The sequence below is a fragment of the Schlesneria sp. genome (assembly GCF_036405755.1).
Lineage (GTDB): Bacteria > Planctomycetota > Planctomycetia > Planctomycetales > Planctomycetaceae > Schlesneria > Schlesneria sphaerica.
Window position 1 is genome coordinate 1 of sequence record NZ_DASWWZ010000011.1, and the last position, 15,903, is coordinate 15,903.

Consider the following 15,903-nt stretch of genomic DNA (forward strand, 5'->3'; position numbering starts at 1 on the left):
GCAACAACCGACAACCCCGCCATTCCACGTTGCGTGGCGGTGGGCTTGCCTGACTTTCCTGCTGGCGTTGGCTTTGCCGGCATCGGTGGAGCAGCAACCGGTGTCGTCGGCTTGACCGTCGCTGCGGTGGCCGCAGGAGCAGCACTCCCGGCCCCTTTCGCTTCCCGAATTTTTTGCAGCATCTCCTGCGTGCTTAACTTGGGCCCCGCAGCAGCAGCAACCTTCGGTGCAGCAGCAGCAGGCGTCGCTGCGACCGGCGCGTCAGGAGCCGCAGCGGCAGGTGCCGCCCCGGGCTTTGCACCGCCAGCACGAATCGCCGCGAGAATATCTTTTGTGGAAGTTGGCTTGGGGCCCGCAGCCGCTGCAGGCTTGGCAACGGAGGGAGCCTCTTTTGCTGCGGGAGTTTCAACTGTTGCCGCTGGCTCGGCAGGGGGTGTTGCTTCGGGAACTGCAGCAGGCGCCTCGCCGGGTTTCGCTTCCGCCGCAGCCTTTTGAGCGCGGATCTTGGCCAGAATATCGGCAGTGGAAGGCTTTTTCTCTTCCATGGTGCTTAGACCCAGAACGAGTTAAACAGGGACAGAAAGGACAGGCGCCTCGACTCCATGAGGCATTGCAGTGTGGATTCTGTCAACATCCCATCCTGCTGACAACTAACCGTTCACAGGTGTGTCATAATTTCTCAGAAGCAAGAAACATTTACACACTCCTGACTTGGGTTTTCCTGCTTCAAAGAATGGTCGAGCAGAGTTCGAGTGGCACAGTCTACGCAACCACTCCATCCACGCGAATGTCAGGTCTACTGGCGAATCGCAGCGAACCTCATTGAAGAGCACTGCTCGCCAACTGAGACGATGGCGTGCCGGAAAGAGGCTCTTCAGGATGCCAGTCGATGAGATGAAACTCTACGCTTTCTCGACCCTGGAATCGGTTGATAACAGGTTGGAAGCAAATCGCGATCGGGCCGTCATGCGACGCCATCTCATCGGCCCAGTCTGCTTTTCCAAACGCCACTCCCCTCATCCGCTGCCCGAACTGGCGGACAAAGATCGACAAGTGTCGTTCTCCTTCCCCCATTTTTTTCGGGGGACTGACCAGTTCCACATTGGAAGCGACAAAAATCGGTCGAGGATTCGCCGCGCCGAATGGCCCCAGCTTTTGGATGTCGAGAACAGATCGCAGGGTAATGTCGCTGAGCAAGACTTCCGCATCGATGGCCAGCTCTGCCGACCCTGGCATCACCGTATGGTTCGCGGCGACAAATTCAACGAAGGCGACACGAAACGCTTCGATCTCTGTCGGACGAATCTTCAGACCCGCAGCGGCCTGATGCCCTCCATAAGTTTCCAGCAGCGTCTGACAGGCCGTCAGCCCTGCGTGCAAATTGAAACCCGCGAAACTGCGACCTGACCCCTGAGCAGCACCATTGGCTTTATCCAGCGCAATCATGATCGTTGGTCGCTGGAAATGTTCGGCAACTCGCGTGGCAACGATTCCGATGACGCCCGGGTGCCATTCCGCGTGAGCGAGCACCAGCGCACGATGCTCCGCCCACTCAGCATTTTCCTCAACCAGTTGCTTGGCCTGTTTGAGGATCTTTCGCTCGACTGCCTGACGGTCTTTGTTCAAACCATCCAGATAAGCCGCCAGAGCAACAGCGCGTTCTTTGTCAGGCGTCGTCAAAAGTTCCACAGCGAGGCGTGCCTGCCCCAATCGACCTGCAGCGTTGATGCGAGGACCGACGGCGAAGGCAATATCTTCTGCCTGTAGAGAGTCCTTGTCCGAGACGCGCGCGATCCGCAGGAGTTCCTTCAACCCCGGATTCGACCGTTCCAGGAGACTCGCCAGACCGAAGTGGACAATGACACGATTTTCATCGACCAGGGGAACGACGTCCGCAATCGTTCCAATGGCTGCCAGCCCGACAGCGCTCAACAGGAATTCCCGCATTCGTGGGGTCGCTTTTTTCCCGTCGCCCAGCCGTGCACAGATTGCCCATGCCAGCTTGAAGGCCACGCCCACCCCGCATAGCTCACCGAAAGCGTAGGGGGGATGATCACCCGGAAGACGTGGGTGCACCAGTACGTCGGCACATGGCAACTTCGCACCGATCGTGTGATGGTCGGTGATAATCAGCTCCAGACCAAGCTCTCGCGCCAGCTCGGCTTCCGCCGTACTGGAAATTCCGCAGTCGACCGTCACCAGCAGACGGGACGGATCTTCCGCCGAAAGCTGACGAATTGCTTCACAGTTCAGCCCGTACCCTTCTTCCAGTCGACTGGGAATGTAGTAATCGACCTTGGCACCGTTCAGTTGCAGACAGTGCCACAAGAGACTGGTTGACGTCACCCCGTCGACATCATAGTCACCGTAGATGGTAATCCGACGACCAGACTGGATGGCGGCAACAATCCGATCGGCGGCCTGGCTGACACCTGGCAGGGTTTCAGGGTCATGCAGCGTCGTCAGTTTTTTTGCCAGATACGCCTCTGCAGATTCCGGCAGATGATGCCCGCGTGCAACCAGGACTTGTGCGACGAGTGGAGTAATCTTCAGAGTCGCGCTGAGATTCTTCACATACCCCCGGTCATGGGGAGCAACTCGCCAAATTCGATGCATCCCACCACTCCGTTTTTGGGGCGTTATCCAGCCGATGTGCAGTCAAAGAGGATTTCCTGCCTGAATTACAGCAGGGGGAAGAATCGAAGTCAAAGCGCGACGTGGTTTGGAAGGCGCCTCTCGACCCGGGACGCCCCCAAAGTCGGGCCTCAATCCGTACCGCAGAAAGTAAGTGATAAAGAGAGTGCGAATGACTGGGAATCGCTCAGCGTGCAATGACCCTGAGCCGCACTGCCCATCACCCCTGTGCGCTCAGCCGGAATCGCCACCAGCCGGTCGTAAAAAACACGGCCGCAAAGACCAGCAGCATACCGCAGCACATCAGGACCGCCTGCGGATCAACCACCGGCTGTGTCAGCACCGCATCGAACGCCTTGAGGGACCACGCGTGAGGAGTGACCAGACTGATCTGGCGCATCGCTTTGGGAAACAGTTCACGCGGAAAGAAACAACCACTGATGCTGCTGAACATCAGAATCAACGTCGTTCCGTATGAGGAAACCTGCTGATCTGTGTGAACAAGAGTTGACAGCAAAAGCCCGAGTGCCGTCGCGGCGGCGGACGTGCTGAGGATCACGGGAATCAGATAGAACGGCTGGTTTCCCCAAGGCATGCCAAACAGAATTCGTCCGCATAGAAACAGCAACGAGCACTGGAGTACGGAAGTCAGGAAGAACGGAACGGTCTTACCTAACAGAACGGAAACGGTGTTGATGGGTGCCATCATCAGCCGGCGCAACGTCCCCTGATCTCGTTCGATGATGAATGACCGTGCCATGATGCTGATCACGAAGAACGCAAACATGACGGTGAATCCGGGAACTACCCAGAGATAGACTCCATTCACTTTAGACGAGGACTTCGGCGATTCCGACTCGACCAGCCCAACCATACCCGCTTCGTCTTCCGTCTCTTCCCGGGGTGTCACCCAGGCACGGGTCACCGGGTTTTTTCGTGCCGTAATCGGAGCGACAAAGCCAATTACCTGCGCGCGGAGAACACCTTCCAGCAGCCGTCCCAATCCGGCAGAGTTAGGCTTCATGTGAACATTGAGATCAATGGCACTCAGTCCCGAAACCGCCAATGCCTCTTTCGGATTGAATATGTCACTCAGACTCAATTCTTCCACCCGCTCTTCAAATTGATCTCCGATCACCAGAACCAGCGACGCGTCCCCGCGCGCCATCAGTTCTTTTCCAAGGGATTCAGAGGCAACGGTGGTAATCAGTAACTCAGGCTTCCTGGACAGGTCAGCGACCAGATCGTGCGAGGTCTCGGTTGCGTCCAGATCAACGACGGCAATTTTGAAACGTTCGGTCGATTCGTCGCGCGTCAGCAACTGTCCGGTCGACATCCCGACAATCGAAATGAACATCAGGGGTAAGATGAGCAACAGCACGAGTGCTCGTCTGTCTTGAAATAGCAGCAGAAGATCTTTTGAAGTGATGTGCCAGGCAGACATCGTTGAAACTCATCCATTTTCAAAAAGTCGATGACGAAGCAGACTGTCTTGAGTCCAAACAAGCAGACGCGATTCCAAGCACATTGTCAGTCGCGCAATCGGTTGCCCGTCAGTTGAAGGAACAGTCGCTCCAGATTGGATTGCTGCGTTTCTACACGCAGCACTCGAACCCCCAGATTGCCCAGCTTGTGAAGAACCATCTGCAGTCTCCATGACAGTTCGACGGGAACGCGAGTCGGTTCCTTCGCGGTCAGGTTCAGTCCGTATCTTAATGAACATGCGTCGGAGGGATTCGTCATCAATGTCGACTCGCCTGGAATGATGACAGCCGGATTTCCGTCGCTTCCTGTCCCCAGTTCAGCCAGGCCACCGAGTTCACAGGTAATCCCCTGGGTACGATCAACGTATAGATGCAGATCAGATGCAGTCCCCCCCAGCAGATTCGGAATCGTATCATTGGCCAGGACGCGTCCATGGTCAATGATGGCAACACGGCTGCAAATCGACTGAACCTCTTCCATGTAATGGCTGGCGTAGATGATCCCGACCCCGTCCGCGGCCTGCTGTCGGACACAGTCCAGCAAGTGAGACCGCGACTGCGGATCCACACCCACGGTGGGTTCATCGAGAATCAGGACCGAGGGCCGGTGGATCAGGGCGACGCCGAAATTCAGACGCCGCTTCATTCCGCCAGAGTATGTGCGGGAGGGACGCAGGGCACTTTCCGTCAGGCCGACCTGTTCGAGCACCTCGTCGCAGCGGGACTTGAGAGCAGGTCCACTGAGCCCGTAAAGCTTGCCGAAGAACATCAGGTTGTCGACGGCGTTCAGTTCCTGGTAGATCGCGTACTCTTGCGGCACAACCCCCAGCATCCGTCGCAGTTCATGATTCCGGCCATCAAAACGCTGCCCATCCAGCAGTACTTCTCCACTCGTCGGCGTCAGCAACCCGGCCAGCATCATCATGGTCGTGCTTTTTCCAGCACCGTTGGGTCCAAGAAGTCCCAACACTTCTCCACTGTGCAGCGAAAAGCTGACATCGTGCACGGCGACATGATCACCGTAACTCTTACGCAGATGAACGACGGCAGCCAGGTCGATTCCCGACTCTGCCACCGCGGCGCTCTGAACGTGCTCGCGTGTCTGTGGACGCTGGGCGGCACGAGCAGGTCGTTCAGACAACCAACTCGATCGGCCCGCCGATGCTGTAGAGGCGAATCCTGATGCCATACTGAAAAACTTCCTGAACGTTCCTGCTCAGTTCTCAATTGAACTTCACATTGTTTCTGCTTCACGATTCCATTTCGAACAGCAAAAATTGTGCTCCCTGTTCTCTGTTTTCAGCTTTCTCCCAGGACGTAGGTCCCACCGTTCACCGGCCCCCTGAGGACCGGCAGATGCAAGTTGTCTGTGCGAAGCTCCATCATTTTCAATCTTTCCATCGACCGGCTACCCCGGCCACTTACGACGAATTTTCCGGGAACTCTCGGAAAACCGAGAGTATTCCCCTGGTGTCGGCACGACTGGAAATGTTGAACTCGCTTGGATCAGAATCAGGTCAGCAGCATCGTCATGAAAATTCCCGAGAGGAGAGCTGACATACCGACGCGGAAATTGTCGTTTGAGCGAATCGGGAGCGACTCCACCAACCCCGCACAGAGCGAAGCGGTCCCGCAGATCGCAAAGGCAATTCCGAAGGGAACGCCGGGAAGAGCTTCCGCCCAGAAACTTAACGTTGCCCCCATCGCACCCATCATGGTGAAGCAGACCAGGCCGGCAACAGTTTTACGAGGGTTCCAGGGAAGGCGTCGTCCACCAAACATCAGCCCGCCGAGAGTGGCGGAACCGTCTCCCAGGGCGAGAATCTGCAGCGTCATCAGCCCCCATTCTGCTCGGTCAGGGAACAACAGGATCGGCGCAATCACCGGGATCATGTATCCCCAGACGGCATATCGCCAGTCTGTTTCGCCATTCCGTTTGATGTACGGGGCGAGCACGATCGAGAGCACAATCACCACAACAGCAATTGTCGCCACGGCCCCCATTAACAGCATGCCCCAGGGATCGGGATGATCGAGGAAGGGCAGAACGGCGGGAAGCAGCGCAGGCGTCATGTGGAAAAGCCGTCGCCGAAACTCGGATACCCCCAGCTTCCTGATGACGCGAGAAATCCCCGGGATCGATGAACCCCAGTCCGCTGTCTGCGTTTGTGGAAAATCGGCAGTGGAAATCGACAGTCGGGATTGCAGCAAATCATGTGAAGTGCTTAATCGGCTCATCTGGGATTACTCCAGGCTCTTCTTTTCGGATTCTTTGTTGTCGGATTCGGGACTTCAGGGCCCTTTGCAATCCTGCCGGCGAATGAAACTGTCACCACATGATGAAGCCATTGAGGAAGCAAAGAGTGTTCCAATCTGGGCAATCTAGGCAGATCCGAGACATCGCTTGCAGCCTTTAACGGGAACTGGTGTTAGATCGTCAGGAAGATCCCCGGAAGATGGCGGCATTTCGTGCCGACCGGTCAATCCACTCGCGGGCCATAGTTGACGAAATCGGAATCACCTGCGTTTTGCGCAAGGTCGACTCTTCGGGCAAGGCGCGCTCCCTCTCCGTTTCCCGGGGAAAACCGTCAGTCGAACGGAACTCAACAGTTTGACGACACCTGTGCGTCGACGTGTTGACACGTTGACACGCCGGTCCGGGGAGCCGTTCTTCAGGCCTGCTCGAAACATTGGTGGCCGAACAATCGAATTCTGCTGAGTTTCAAGGGTGAGTCAGCGGCGTGAGAGAGACTCCGCAGGGGCGATCGTTGCCTCAAGAGAAGCAGCCCTCTCCCCCTGTCCTGGTTTGGGTACTCGCGCCCTGTCGCCTCCTCAGGACAACGGGTGCGTCCGATCAATTGGCAGACTCATGAGTTGCGAAAACGGCAGGCGATCAGAGTGTAAATCTTGTGCAGGCCGCCCTAGCCCCCGAAAACCGTTAAGATTGACACAATCGGTCTCGTCGTCGACAAAGAGTGGAGAATCGTCAGAAAAGAGAGTGCAGATGAGCAGTTGGACCGCAAAATTATCGGCATGAGGCGCCGCTGGGGCTGGGGAGTAAAGCCAACTTCAGCGTTTGGAACAAAATTCGCTCCGTCGGTAAAGTCGGCGGGGATCGGGAAAATAGCTGCGGGATTTCGATATCAATCTGATTTTTGCGACTCAAATTTCACCACAAGCAGCGGACGAGGGTGGTCGACATGCAAAATCGATTTCGGGTAGGTGATCCTGTCGTGTGTTTCGTGAGCAAGTTCGGCCTGCAGCCAGGCCGTCGTGCTCAGCATGTCTATGCCGTCCCCTCGGGAGACGGATATTCGTATGAAGTCCCCAAGTACTGGACCGTCGCCGAGATTCAGTCGCCCGAAAAAGTGCGAGTCATTACCCGCAGAGGCAAATTTCATGACCTCGCGATCAGCGATCCCCGACTCCGTCCTGCCCGGTGGTGGGAAAAGCTGATCTTTCGGAAGCGATTTCCCATGATTCATCAGGGTGACGAACCGAAGCGGCACGAGAATTGACCACGGAAGAAATCGAAGCTTCGAAAGTCCCACTTCAGCCCGAACGTCCCCACCGCTACAGGGAAGTGAGCGCAAGCGGACGGATTGTCTCGTTGCTCAGACAAAGGCGCGTTGCTGGGTAAAGCGAGCCCGCTCCAGCCCCGAGGCGAGGTTCCTCCACAAGCCGGGAAGGGACCTCTTGGGGATGGGTTGAATGGCTGGTTCCAGCAGACAAATCATCATTCCCCCGCTGAGGGAACTTCAAAGTCAGTCGGGCTGAACGCCGATGTCGAGTCACGCCGCTCGGAGGGCGGGAACGCCTGCGGCCTGCCCTGCGCAACATTTTCCCTGGCCCGTCATCAGCCCGCGACGCGCAAAATCTCGCCAGAAGTTACGATTGAGTTTTTCAGGGGGGGACTGCATCGTCACGGTAAAGTAGTCGCCATGATCCCGATTTCCACAAAACCAATCCCACGTTGATCGCCCGAAGAAACTTTCCGGGTACTGATTAATCGTAATCTGCCCGGGAAAGCAGGCAAGATGCCGCTTCCAGCACCCCGCTTCGTGTCCGGTGCCACAGCCCATGGGACCGTCCTGCTTCCGGACGAACACCAGATCTCCCCCGGGCTTCAAGCAAGCCAGGAGATTGGCCGTGGCCGAACGTGTTCCCAGGTCAAGCAGATTGTTCCGATAGACGCACAGATCCTGCACAAGAATCAAATCAAAGACGTCTGGGGGAGCTCCCACGGCTTCGTCAAGCCGCGCATAATGGAAGTCGTACTGAGGACACCGTTTCCGCAATTGTTCAATTTCTTCGGGCGAGTCCGTCACTGCATCCACCTGGTACGCAATCCCGTCCAGAAATGCAACCAGTTCGCCATGTCCGCAGCCCGCCACGAGCACCCGGCCCCCAAACGGAACATTGCGACTGACCAGGATCTGCTTCAACATCCGGACAGGAAGTTCGAGTGCGGTTGAAAAACGGTGATTGTGCGAGAGGTGAACTTTGCCAACCACAGGTGCCTCTCAATCTGATACCGAAGAATTCGGAAACGGAAGTGTTGCCCACGGCAATTCGCTCAATACGACCTGAAGCGACTGTATATGTCTCCCTCAAATGAGGGTCAAGATGGCTTGGCCAGTCACAGCCTGCAAACCAGCATCGCACCGCGAAATTCCCGGGCGGTCCAGCTGACGCCGCCGAGGGCGTCGCGCAATTGACCAGCAAGCGGGTCGCAAAGAGTGTCATTCCCGGCAGAAACAATACGCGACTCGGGACGAAACTTCCCCTTGCACTCAAAATCTCGGCCCGTGTTACATCAGAGAGGCCGCCAGTGCTCACCTTCGAGATGGACTTCAGATCGCATGCGAGTCGCGGACTGTCAGTTCGGCTGTAGCGTCCAGGAAAACAGTCCAGTTGTTGTGGAAGGCTCGAATCCAGACTTCCTCCTCGAACGTCTTGCGAATTGACGCCCTTCTAAGGGACCACAACGTTTCAACTCAGGTCGAGTTAAACCGTCAGAAATTTCCAACGGCGCGAGATGGTGTTCCGAAGGATCTGATGCCCCCCCGGAAACGGCATCAGCAGAGGGGCCACGGAGCGGGACACCAACGGAAACGACGACCGACTTATCCGGTCCCGTGACTCACCTCCGCTCCATTGCAGCCCCGCAACCGGGATCCTCCGCTCAGGACACAGAGGTAGTCAGGCATTGAAGGCCAGTGTGCCTTGCCGATCTCTGGCCCAGGCTTTCCGCAGACGGGGAGGCTGATTGCCTCTCCATCTGACGTGAGCTCCAAAGCACCGGAAGAGAGCCACCGTGGCCTTCGAGGACGCCTAGCGGGAATCGTCGTTTGCGGACTAGCGAACAGGATTCGGTAGGAGTTCTCAGGAATTTTCCAGGTCTGCCGCTGAAACATCCATACGCTGAAGCATGGACGGTGTTTGGATTCCGTTGCAGCTTTCAGGGCAAAAGTAGAGGCAAATATTTCTCGTGATTTCACCGGGCATTCAGAGAGAACATGCTATGAACCTTCACTCGCAGTTTCTCGCATGCTACTCAGGATGCGAGCTTATTGTGACGCTGATCGATACGTCCGCATGAAATCCGCCATGATGTTAGCATGTGCATAATTTACGATCAAAAATGCCTAAGAATTATCCGAAAAGAAGGATCACGATTCGGATTTTTCGCTTGACTACTTCGGCTTGCCGCAGCAGTATACCTAAATTCAGTCATTCGGCACTCTCAGTGCACACCATAGGTGAAACTTCGTTTCGTTGGGTGACCATCCAGAAACACTCCTTTCTCAGCAGTACTTTACGTTCTTCACTGAACTTCTGATTGGTATTGTTTTAGTTTCTGATTTGATTCGCTTCAGGATCCCATCGCCAACTTCGGCCGACGCCTCGAACTGAAATTCCATCGCCGGGCACCTTCGTGCCTGGATGTTTTTATTTCGACTTCGCTTCAGCTTCTGCGTTCATCTGCGTTGATACCGCACTTGCGGTTGTTTTTATCCTTGCTTTTCTAGACGACAAGGAGCATCTGATGAAATCGCGTCGCGTTGGCTTTACGTTAATTGAGCTGCTGGTGGTCATCGCGATCATCGCAGTTCTGATCGCACTGCTGCTTCCGGCGGTGCAGCAGGCTCGGGAAGCGGCCCGTCGGACACAGTGCAAGAACAATCTGAAGAATCTGGGATTGGCTCTCCACAACTACCACGATACTCACTCCTGCTTCCCACCGTTGGCGATCTCACCCGGGGTGGGTGGATACGAAGCCTTCACTTCTGGCGGAGCAGTGGCCATCCCCAGACAAGTCAATCTTTCAGGTTTGCTTTTGTTGGCTCCCTACATTGACCAGGCTCCACTCTACAACGCTTGGAACTTCCAACACGCCGCGAGTTGGTCTCATGTCTACGGCCTCCATAGCGACTCAACTGTTCAAGGCGATCCGAATGTCAATGCGGAATTGTCGAAAACGAAGGTCGCTCTCTTCAAGTGTCCCTCGGATCCAGGGAGTGACTACTACACTGCAGCGAACAAATATTACAGCATCAGTGCAACTCAGGCTGGAGGATACCGTACCAACTACGCCATGTGTGCCACCTACCTTGAGTACTACTACAACCACTACTGGACGTTACAAGACCTGAAAAACCGTCGTGCGTTTGGTGCCGACAAGGGGACACAAATGCGGGATTGGGCAGACGGCAGCAGTAATTGCGTCGTCATGGCGGAACAGACACGGGAGAAGTACAACGGAACTCTGGGGGGCTGGACATACGTCTGTCACGTCAACTTGGGAATCGACTTCGTCGGCCCTTATGCGGGGCCCGGACAGAGTTGGCCATGGACGCCAATCAATCAGTGGACCTACAACAACGACCCATCAACCTATCTCTACGGCCGACTGGGACAATGGAGTTCGCCGGGTAGCGTCCACGTGGGGGGATGTCACGTGCTAATGGGTGACGGGGCAGTTCGCTTTATCAGCGAAAATATTGCCGGACAGGCACAGGCGGCTCTTGGCTACGTCTCAGACGGCGTCAATCCCAGCGAATTCTAATCCTTCGGCGGATTCGAATTTCCTGCGCAGGTTCTTTTGAAGCGCTGCCAGATCCTTCATCTGGCAGCGCTCGCGCTATTCCCCTCAGTTGGCTCGTATTTAGGTAAGGATTCCCCGTATGAAATTTGGTTTGAGAGCACTCATTCTTCTCAGCTTAACGGTCGTCCTGGGTTGTGGAGGCGGCCCGAAACTCCCCAAGTGGCCCGATCCGGTTCCCGCATCCGGCACGATTACTTTTGATGGCAAGCCGCTGGTCGATGCAACTGTTTCGTTTACACCACTCGAACAGACTCAAGGCAAAGGGGCCGTCGGAACCACGGATGAATCCGGAAAGTATGAACTCAGGTCGCTCGGCCCGGACGGCAAGCCGAAAACAGGAGCAATTCCCGGCAAATATCGTGTTTCAGTCAGTCGAATGGTGAAAGCCGATGGGTCCGTCTGGAAGCCAGACCCCAAAAATCCCGGAGGCCCGATGAATTTTGGTGCAAAGGAGGAGCTTCCACGACAGTATGCCGTGGAATCGAAGCTGGTGGCAGACGTGGCAAGCGGCAAATCCCCCTACGATTTCAAACTGGAGAAAAGGAAAAAATAAGCTCAAGTTGATCAACCTGAATACTGTCCCTTCGCTGAGGGCCGTTGGGGTCGTGGTTGTTCACAGACCAACCCATTGTGTGAATAGCCAGAAAGGTTCGAGAGGAAAAACCGGGATGACTTCATTATCGTAGTCCCCCGGTTCCCCTCACGTTACTTTCTGCGACTGTGAACAACAACCTCCTTTCGCCCCCAGGAGATTCGATGCAAGTCAGGTCCAAAATGGTTTGGGGCGGCGTTTGTGTCGCGGCCACCGTTCTGATTGCGTGCATAATCCTGATGCGAGGACAGCAGCCTCGGCTGAACATCCTTGTTATCACTCTTGATACGACACGCGCAGACCGCCTGGGATGTTATGGATACCCAAGAGCGGAGACACCTCATCTGGATTCCCTGGCTCAAAGGGGAATTCTGTTCGAGCGCGCCTACGCACCGGCTCCCATGACGGCCCCTTCCCACACGTCGATGTTCACAGGATTGTGGCCTCCTGAACATGGAGTGGTCACGAATGGGCAGACGAGCCTGCTACCCGGAATCCCCATACTTGCCGAGCTCGTTAAACAGGTCGGATATCACAGCGCCGCCTTCGTCAGCGCGTTCGTCCTCCAGTCGCGGTTCGGTCTGAGCCGCGGGTTCGAGCACTACGACGATGACCTTTCGACTGCGAGTCCGGAGGGTGACGAACTCCACCGTTACAGGGATGGCAAGTTGGTGATTGATTCCGCATGCCGCTGGCTGCAGAAATCGACTTCCAGACCGTCCCCATCCCCCTTTCTCTGCTGGGTCCACCTCTACGATCCGCACGAGCCGTACCTTCTTCATCCGGATGAATTCGGCAATCGATTTGACAATCAGCCGTATGACGGGGAACTCGCCTATACCGACCTGCTCGTGGGGAGGCTGTTGAAAACACTGGACGAGTTGGGGATCAGGGACAAGACTTACATTCTGGTCGTCGGTGACCATGGAGAGAGCCTGGGCGAGCACGGAGAGCTGACTCACGGATTTACGCTTCACGAATCGACCTTGCGGGTCCCCTTGATTGTGGTGGATCCTCGAATTCAGTCCCCTGGCCGACGGGTGACTCAACCGGTTCCTTTAGTCGATCTCTTCCCGACTCTGCTGAACGCGGCAGGTGCGCCTGTCCCACCTGAGATCAGTGGGCGCAGTCTGCAACCTGCCCTCTCGGGTCAACCCCTTGAACCACGTACCTGCTACTCGCTGACAGATGAACCTTACCTGCAAGCGTTCTGGTCCCCTCTGCGGGGGCTGACAACCGAGCGGTGGCGGTATGTCCGATCGACACGCCCGGAACTGTATGATCTGACTGCGGATCCGTCGGAACTCGTGAACCTCGCCGTGACAAATTCAGACGTTCTGAACGATCTGGAAAACGAACTCGCGATCTTTGAAGAGAAGCTTCGCCTCCGTTCAGGAGAGAACGTCGAACTTTCCGCTCAAGATCGTCGGGCGTTGGAGAGTCTTGGATACACAGGCGGCCCCGCCCGTGCTGCACTCGATCTTAAAGGTCAGAAGGAGCTTCCAGACATCAAGGACATGCTCGTACACCTCAACGGGGTCGACGAGGCAATCCACTTGATCGAACAGAAGAAATTCGACGCTGCGGCAGTCATTCTCGAGCCCATCGCGTCGACTGCCCCGAACTTCATTCGAGCCCGATTAAACCTGGGACTCTGTCGGATGATTCAGCAGAACTACGAAGAAGCCGAAAAGTGGTTCAAGCTGAGCCTCGAAATTGACCCTCATTCCGACCGGGCTCACGACATGCTCGGCTTTACTTACCTGAAGCTCCAGAAACTCGACCTCGCCGAGCTGCATTTCCAGGAACTGCTGAAGCTTCGGCCAGATTCGGAAACGGGAAATCTGTTTCTCGGGGAAGTCTACCAGCGAAGGGGGGACGCCCGGACCGCCCTGCACTATTACACGACCGTGCTGAGAATTAATCCCGGGAATCGTGCCGCGCAAGAGGGCGCCGAGCTAATGCACCGCGCCCTCCGCTCACCCTGAAACCACACACGCAAGGTAACGATTACTCGATCTTCCAGATCCGGACGGTCCCGTCTCGGCCTCCGGATGCCAGGAGATGTCCGTCCTGGTTGAACTTCAGGTTGTGCACCGCAATCTTGTGGCCCAGAAATTCATCGAGCAGTTGTCCTGTTTCCGGATTCCAGAGTTTCACTACTCCCTCGTGCCCCCCCGTGGCGAGGCGTTTTCCATCTGGAGAGTATGCCACGCCCCAGATGTCGTCCCCTTTGCCATCCCAGGATCGCAGCAGAAGCCCACTATCAGCATCCCAGATGCGGATCATCTTATCCCACCCCACCGACGCCAACTGGTGACCGTCGTGGTTGAAGGCGAGACCATAGACCGGGCCAGAATGTCCCTCCAGCAGCAATTTCTGCGTCAGATTGCGAGCATTCCAGAGTCGAACAACCTTATCACTTCCCGAACTGGCAAGGGTCTCGTTGTCGGGCGAAATTGCCAAAGCATAGATGGCACTGGGTTGGTGAGCCTGGGCCACGGATTGATTCGTTTCCAGTGACCAGGCTTTAATTCCCCCGTCTTTATTCCCTGCATAAAGCACCTGATCATCGTGTGAGAAAACGATGCTTCTCACCGCGTGGGGGTTTTCGAAGGTGAACCTGGGTTCCGAGAAGGACAGATCCCACAGCTTGATCAGACCATCGTCACCTGCAGTCGCCAGCAAGTCTCCTTTGCGCGTGAACTGAGCTGACCAGACGGCCGCTCGGTGGGCATTGAGGGTCGATTTCACGCTACGGGATTGAACGTCCCAGATCCGTACGGAACCATCCTCCACACCCATGGCGAGCAAGTCACTGGACGGACTGAAGGCTACGGACCAGACGGTACCCGAATTAGCGCTGAGAACCGCCAATGGTTTGGTTGCTGAACCGGGGGCAGTGCTGACAGAAGAAGGGCGGTTTGCGATCAACATCCCACCCAGCAAACCGAGACTCAAGAATCCCACACCAATCGCCGCCGAAATCCAGCGTTGACGCGCCGCTTCTTTACTGGCCTCAATCCGGCAAACCGTAGGTACATCTTCCGACGTTTTCATCAGGGCAAGTTGAAACTCAAGCAGTTCAGCAAGGTGCGTGGCTGACTGGATTCGATCGGACGGCTTCTTGGCAAGCAGTTGATCGATCGTATCGGCCAGCCATCCGGGGACTTCAGGGTTCAGTTCACGAAGCGACTGATGCTTCGTATCACTGATACGCTTCAGAATCGCGAGTGCAGAATTGCCTGTAAAAGGGGGCTGCCCGGCAACCATCTCGTACATCACAGCCCCGAGGCTGAAGAGGTCCGACCGGTGGTCCGGTTCTTCCCCCATCGCCTGCTCGGGAGCCATATACAGGGGCGTGCCAGAGACAAAACCAGAACGTGTCAGCTTCACATCTTCCGTAGCACGAGCCAGACCAAAGTCCGTCAGCTTCACGCGGTCATTCGATTGCTCAAGCAGAATATTTCCGGGCTTGATATCCCTGTGAATCAGCCCCTGGGCATAAGCGGCTGCCAGCCCGTTTGCAACTTGCATCCCGATGCGTACGACTTCGCGCATCGACATGCTTTTTTCTCGGGTCAATCGCTGTTCCAGCGATTCTCCCGTGATCAACTGCATCACAAGGTAGGGAAGCCCATTGGCGCCCGATCTTTCCACCTGGTGCACCGCCACAACATTTTCGTGTGTGATCGACGCGGCTGCGCGGGCCTCTCGGCAGAAACGCTGACGGGCAATGTCATCTTCTGCCAGATCAGGGTCCAACACCTTCAGAGCAACATTCCGCTGCAAATGAGAGTCAAACGCCTCGAGAACGACGCCCATCCCCCCCCGCCCCAGAACACGCATCACATCAAAGTGAGAAATTCGTCCCAGGTATGCGGCGTCAACGGGGGGTTCGAGAAAGTCGAGCGAGACATCGCGTTTCAGGACGCTCACTTTGGGAACGAGCGTCTCTTCAAGCACCGCCTCAACTTGTTCGACCGCTTTCCAGTAGCCCGAATTGGCAGGAGGGGCGGACTCGCGCAAGCTCCCCACCACGCTCGACAGATCAGTCCCCTCGGTAGCCAGGACTTCGAGCGTTG

General features: G+C 56.1%; 10 protein-coding genes and 1 pseudogene. 4 read left to right on the top strand and 7 right to left on the bottom strand.

Translation table 11 applies throughout. The features are described 5' to 3' along the window. The 5 genes and pseudogenes from VGE80_RS00345 to VGE80_RS00365 form a co-directional block, all read right to left on the bottom strand. Positions 1–545 (bottom strand): annotated as a pseudogene (locus VGE80_RS00345) (AlgP family protein); the annotation flags it as partial. 274 nt (positions 546–819) lie between these two features. Beyond that, positions 820–2,616: a single-stranded-DNA-specific exonuclease RecJ gene (recJ, locus tag VGE80_RS00350; RefSeq protein ID WP_440591266.1), complete on the bottom strand. Its 1,797-nt coding sequence runs from the start codon at positions 2,614–2,616 to the stop codon at positions 820–822. Positions 2,617–2,854: 238 nt separating this feature from the next. Then, positions 2,855–4,078, bottom strand: coding sequence for an ABC transporter permease (locus tag VGE80_RS00355; protein WP_373650781.1), 1,224 nt, complete (start codon positions 4,076–4,078; stop codon positions 2,855–2,857). An 86-nt stretch (positions 4,079–4,164) separates the two neighbouring features. Beyond that, positions 4,165–5,259, bottom strand: coding sequence for an ABC transporter ATP-binding protein (locus tag VGE80_RS00360; RefSeq protein WP_440591267.1), 1,095 nt, complete (start codon positions 5,257–5,259; stop codon positions 4,165–4,167). A gap of 371 nt (positions 5,260–5,630) precedes the next feature. After that, positions 5,631–6,356: a hypothetical protein gene (locus VGE80_RS00365; protein WP_373650779.1), complete on the bottom strand. Its 726-nt coding sequence runs from the start codon at positions 6,354–6,356 to the stop codon at positions 5,631–5,633. 962 nt (positions 6,357–7,318) lie between these two features. On the opposite strand from VGE80_RS00365, the gene VGE80_RS00370 reads away from it, so the two are divergent. Continuing rightward, on the top strand, positions 7,319–7,636 hold the full coding sequence (locus tag VGE80_RS00370) for a hypothetical protein (RefSeq protein ID WP_373650778.1): 318 nt from the start codon (positions 7,319–7,321) through the stop codon (positions 7,634–7,636). A gap of 273 nt (positions 7,637–7,909) precedes the next feature. Here VGE80_RS00370 and VGE80_RS00375 read toward each other — a convergent pair whose 3' ends face one another. Further along, positions 7,910–8,632: a class I SAM-dependent methyltransferase gene (locus VGE80_RS00375; RefSeq protein WP_373650777.1), complete on the bottom strand. Its 723-nt coding sequence runs from the start codon at positions 8,630–8,632 to the stop codon at positions 7,910–7,912. 1,535 nt (positions 8,633–10,167) lie between these two features. Here VGE80_RS00375 and VGE80_RS00380 point away from each other — a divergent pair. The 3 genes from VGE80_RS00380 (at position 10,168) to VGE80_RS00390 (ending at position 13,806) form a co-directional block, all read left to right on the top strand. Next, the gene (locus tag VGE80_RS00380) at positions 10,168–11,187 is read left to right on the top strand and encodes a DUF1559 family PulG-like putative transporter (protein ID WP_440591268.1); all 1,020 of its coding nucleotides are present in this window, start codon (positions 10,168–10,170) and stop codon (positions 11,185–11,187) included. A gap of 118 nt (positions 11,188–11,305) precedes the next feature. Beyond that, the gene (locus VGE80_RS00385) at positions 11,306–11,779 is read left to right on the top strand and encodes a carboxypeptidase-like regulatory domain-containing protein (RefSeq protein ID WP_440591269.1); all 474 of its coding nucleotides are present in this window, start codon (positions 11,306–11,308) and stop codon (positions 11,777–11,779) included. A gap of 203 nt (positions 11,780–11,982) precedes the next feature. After that, a complete protein-coding gene (locus tag VGE80_RS00390) occupies positions 11,983–13,806 on the top strand; it encodes a sulfatase-like hydrolase/transferase (protein ID WP_440591270.1) in 1,824 nt (607 codons plus the stop codon). A 22-nt stretch (positions 13,807–13,828) separates the two neighbouring features. Here VGE80_RS00390 and VGE80_RS00395 read toward each other — a convergent pair. Next, a partial coding sequence (locus tag VGE80_RS00395) for a WD40 repeat domain-containing serine/threonine protein kinase (protein WP_440591271.1) occupies positions 13,829–15,903 on the bottom strand: 2,075 nt, incomplete at its 5' end.

What these genes read in the sequence shown, in the direction of transcription:
- recJ (WP_440591266.1), bottom strand. Translation starts at nt 2,616, where the DNA reads ATGCATCGAATTTGGCGAGTTGCTCCCCATGACCGGGGGTATGTGAAG.
- VGE80_RS00355 (WP_373650781.1), bottom strand. Translation starts at nt 4,078, where the DNA reads ATGTCTGCCTGGCACATCACTTCAAAAGATCTTCTGCTGCTATTTCAA.
- VGE80_RS00365 (WP_373650779.1), bottom strand. Translation starts at nt 6,356, where the DNA reads ATGAGCCGATTAAGCACTTCACATGATTTGCTGCAATCCCGACTGTCG.
- VGE80_RS00370 (WP_373650778.1), top strand. Translation starts at nt 7,319, where the DNA reads ATGCAAAATCGATTTCGGGTAGGTGATCCTGTCGTGTGTTTCGTGAGC.
- VGE80_RS00380 (WP_440591268.1), top strand. Translation starts at nt 10,168, where the DNA reads ATGAAATCGCGTCGCGTTGGCTTTACGTTAATTGAGCTGCTGGTGGTC.
- VGE80_RS00385 (WP_440591269.1), top strand. Translation starts at nt 11,306, where the DNA reads ATGAAATTTGGTTTGAGAGCACTCATTCTTCTCAGCTTAACGGTCGTC.
- VGE80_RS00390 (WP_440591270.1), top strand. Translation starts at nt 11,983, where the DNA reads ATGCAAGTCAGGTCCAAAATGGTTTGGGGCGGCGTTTGTGTCGCGGCC.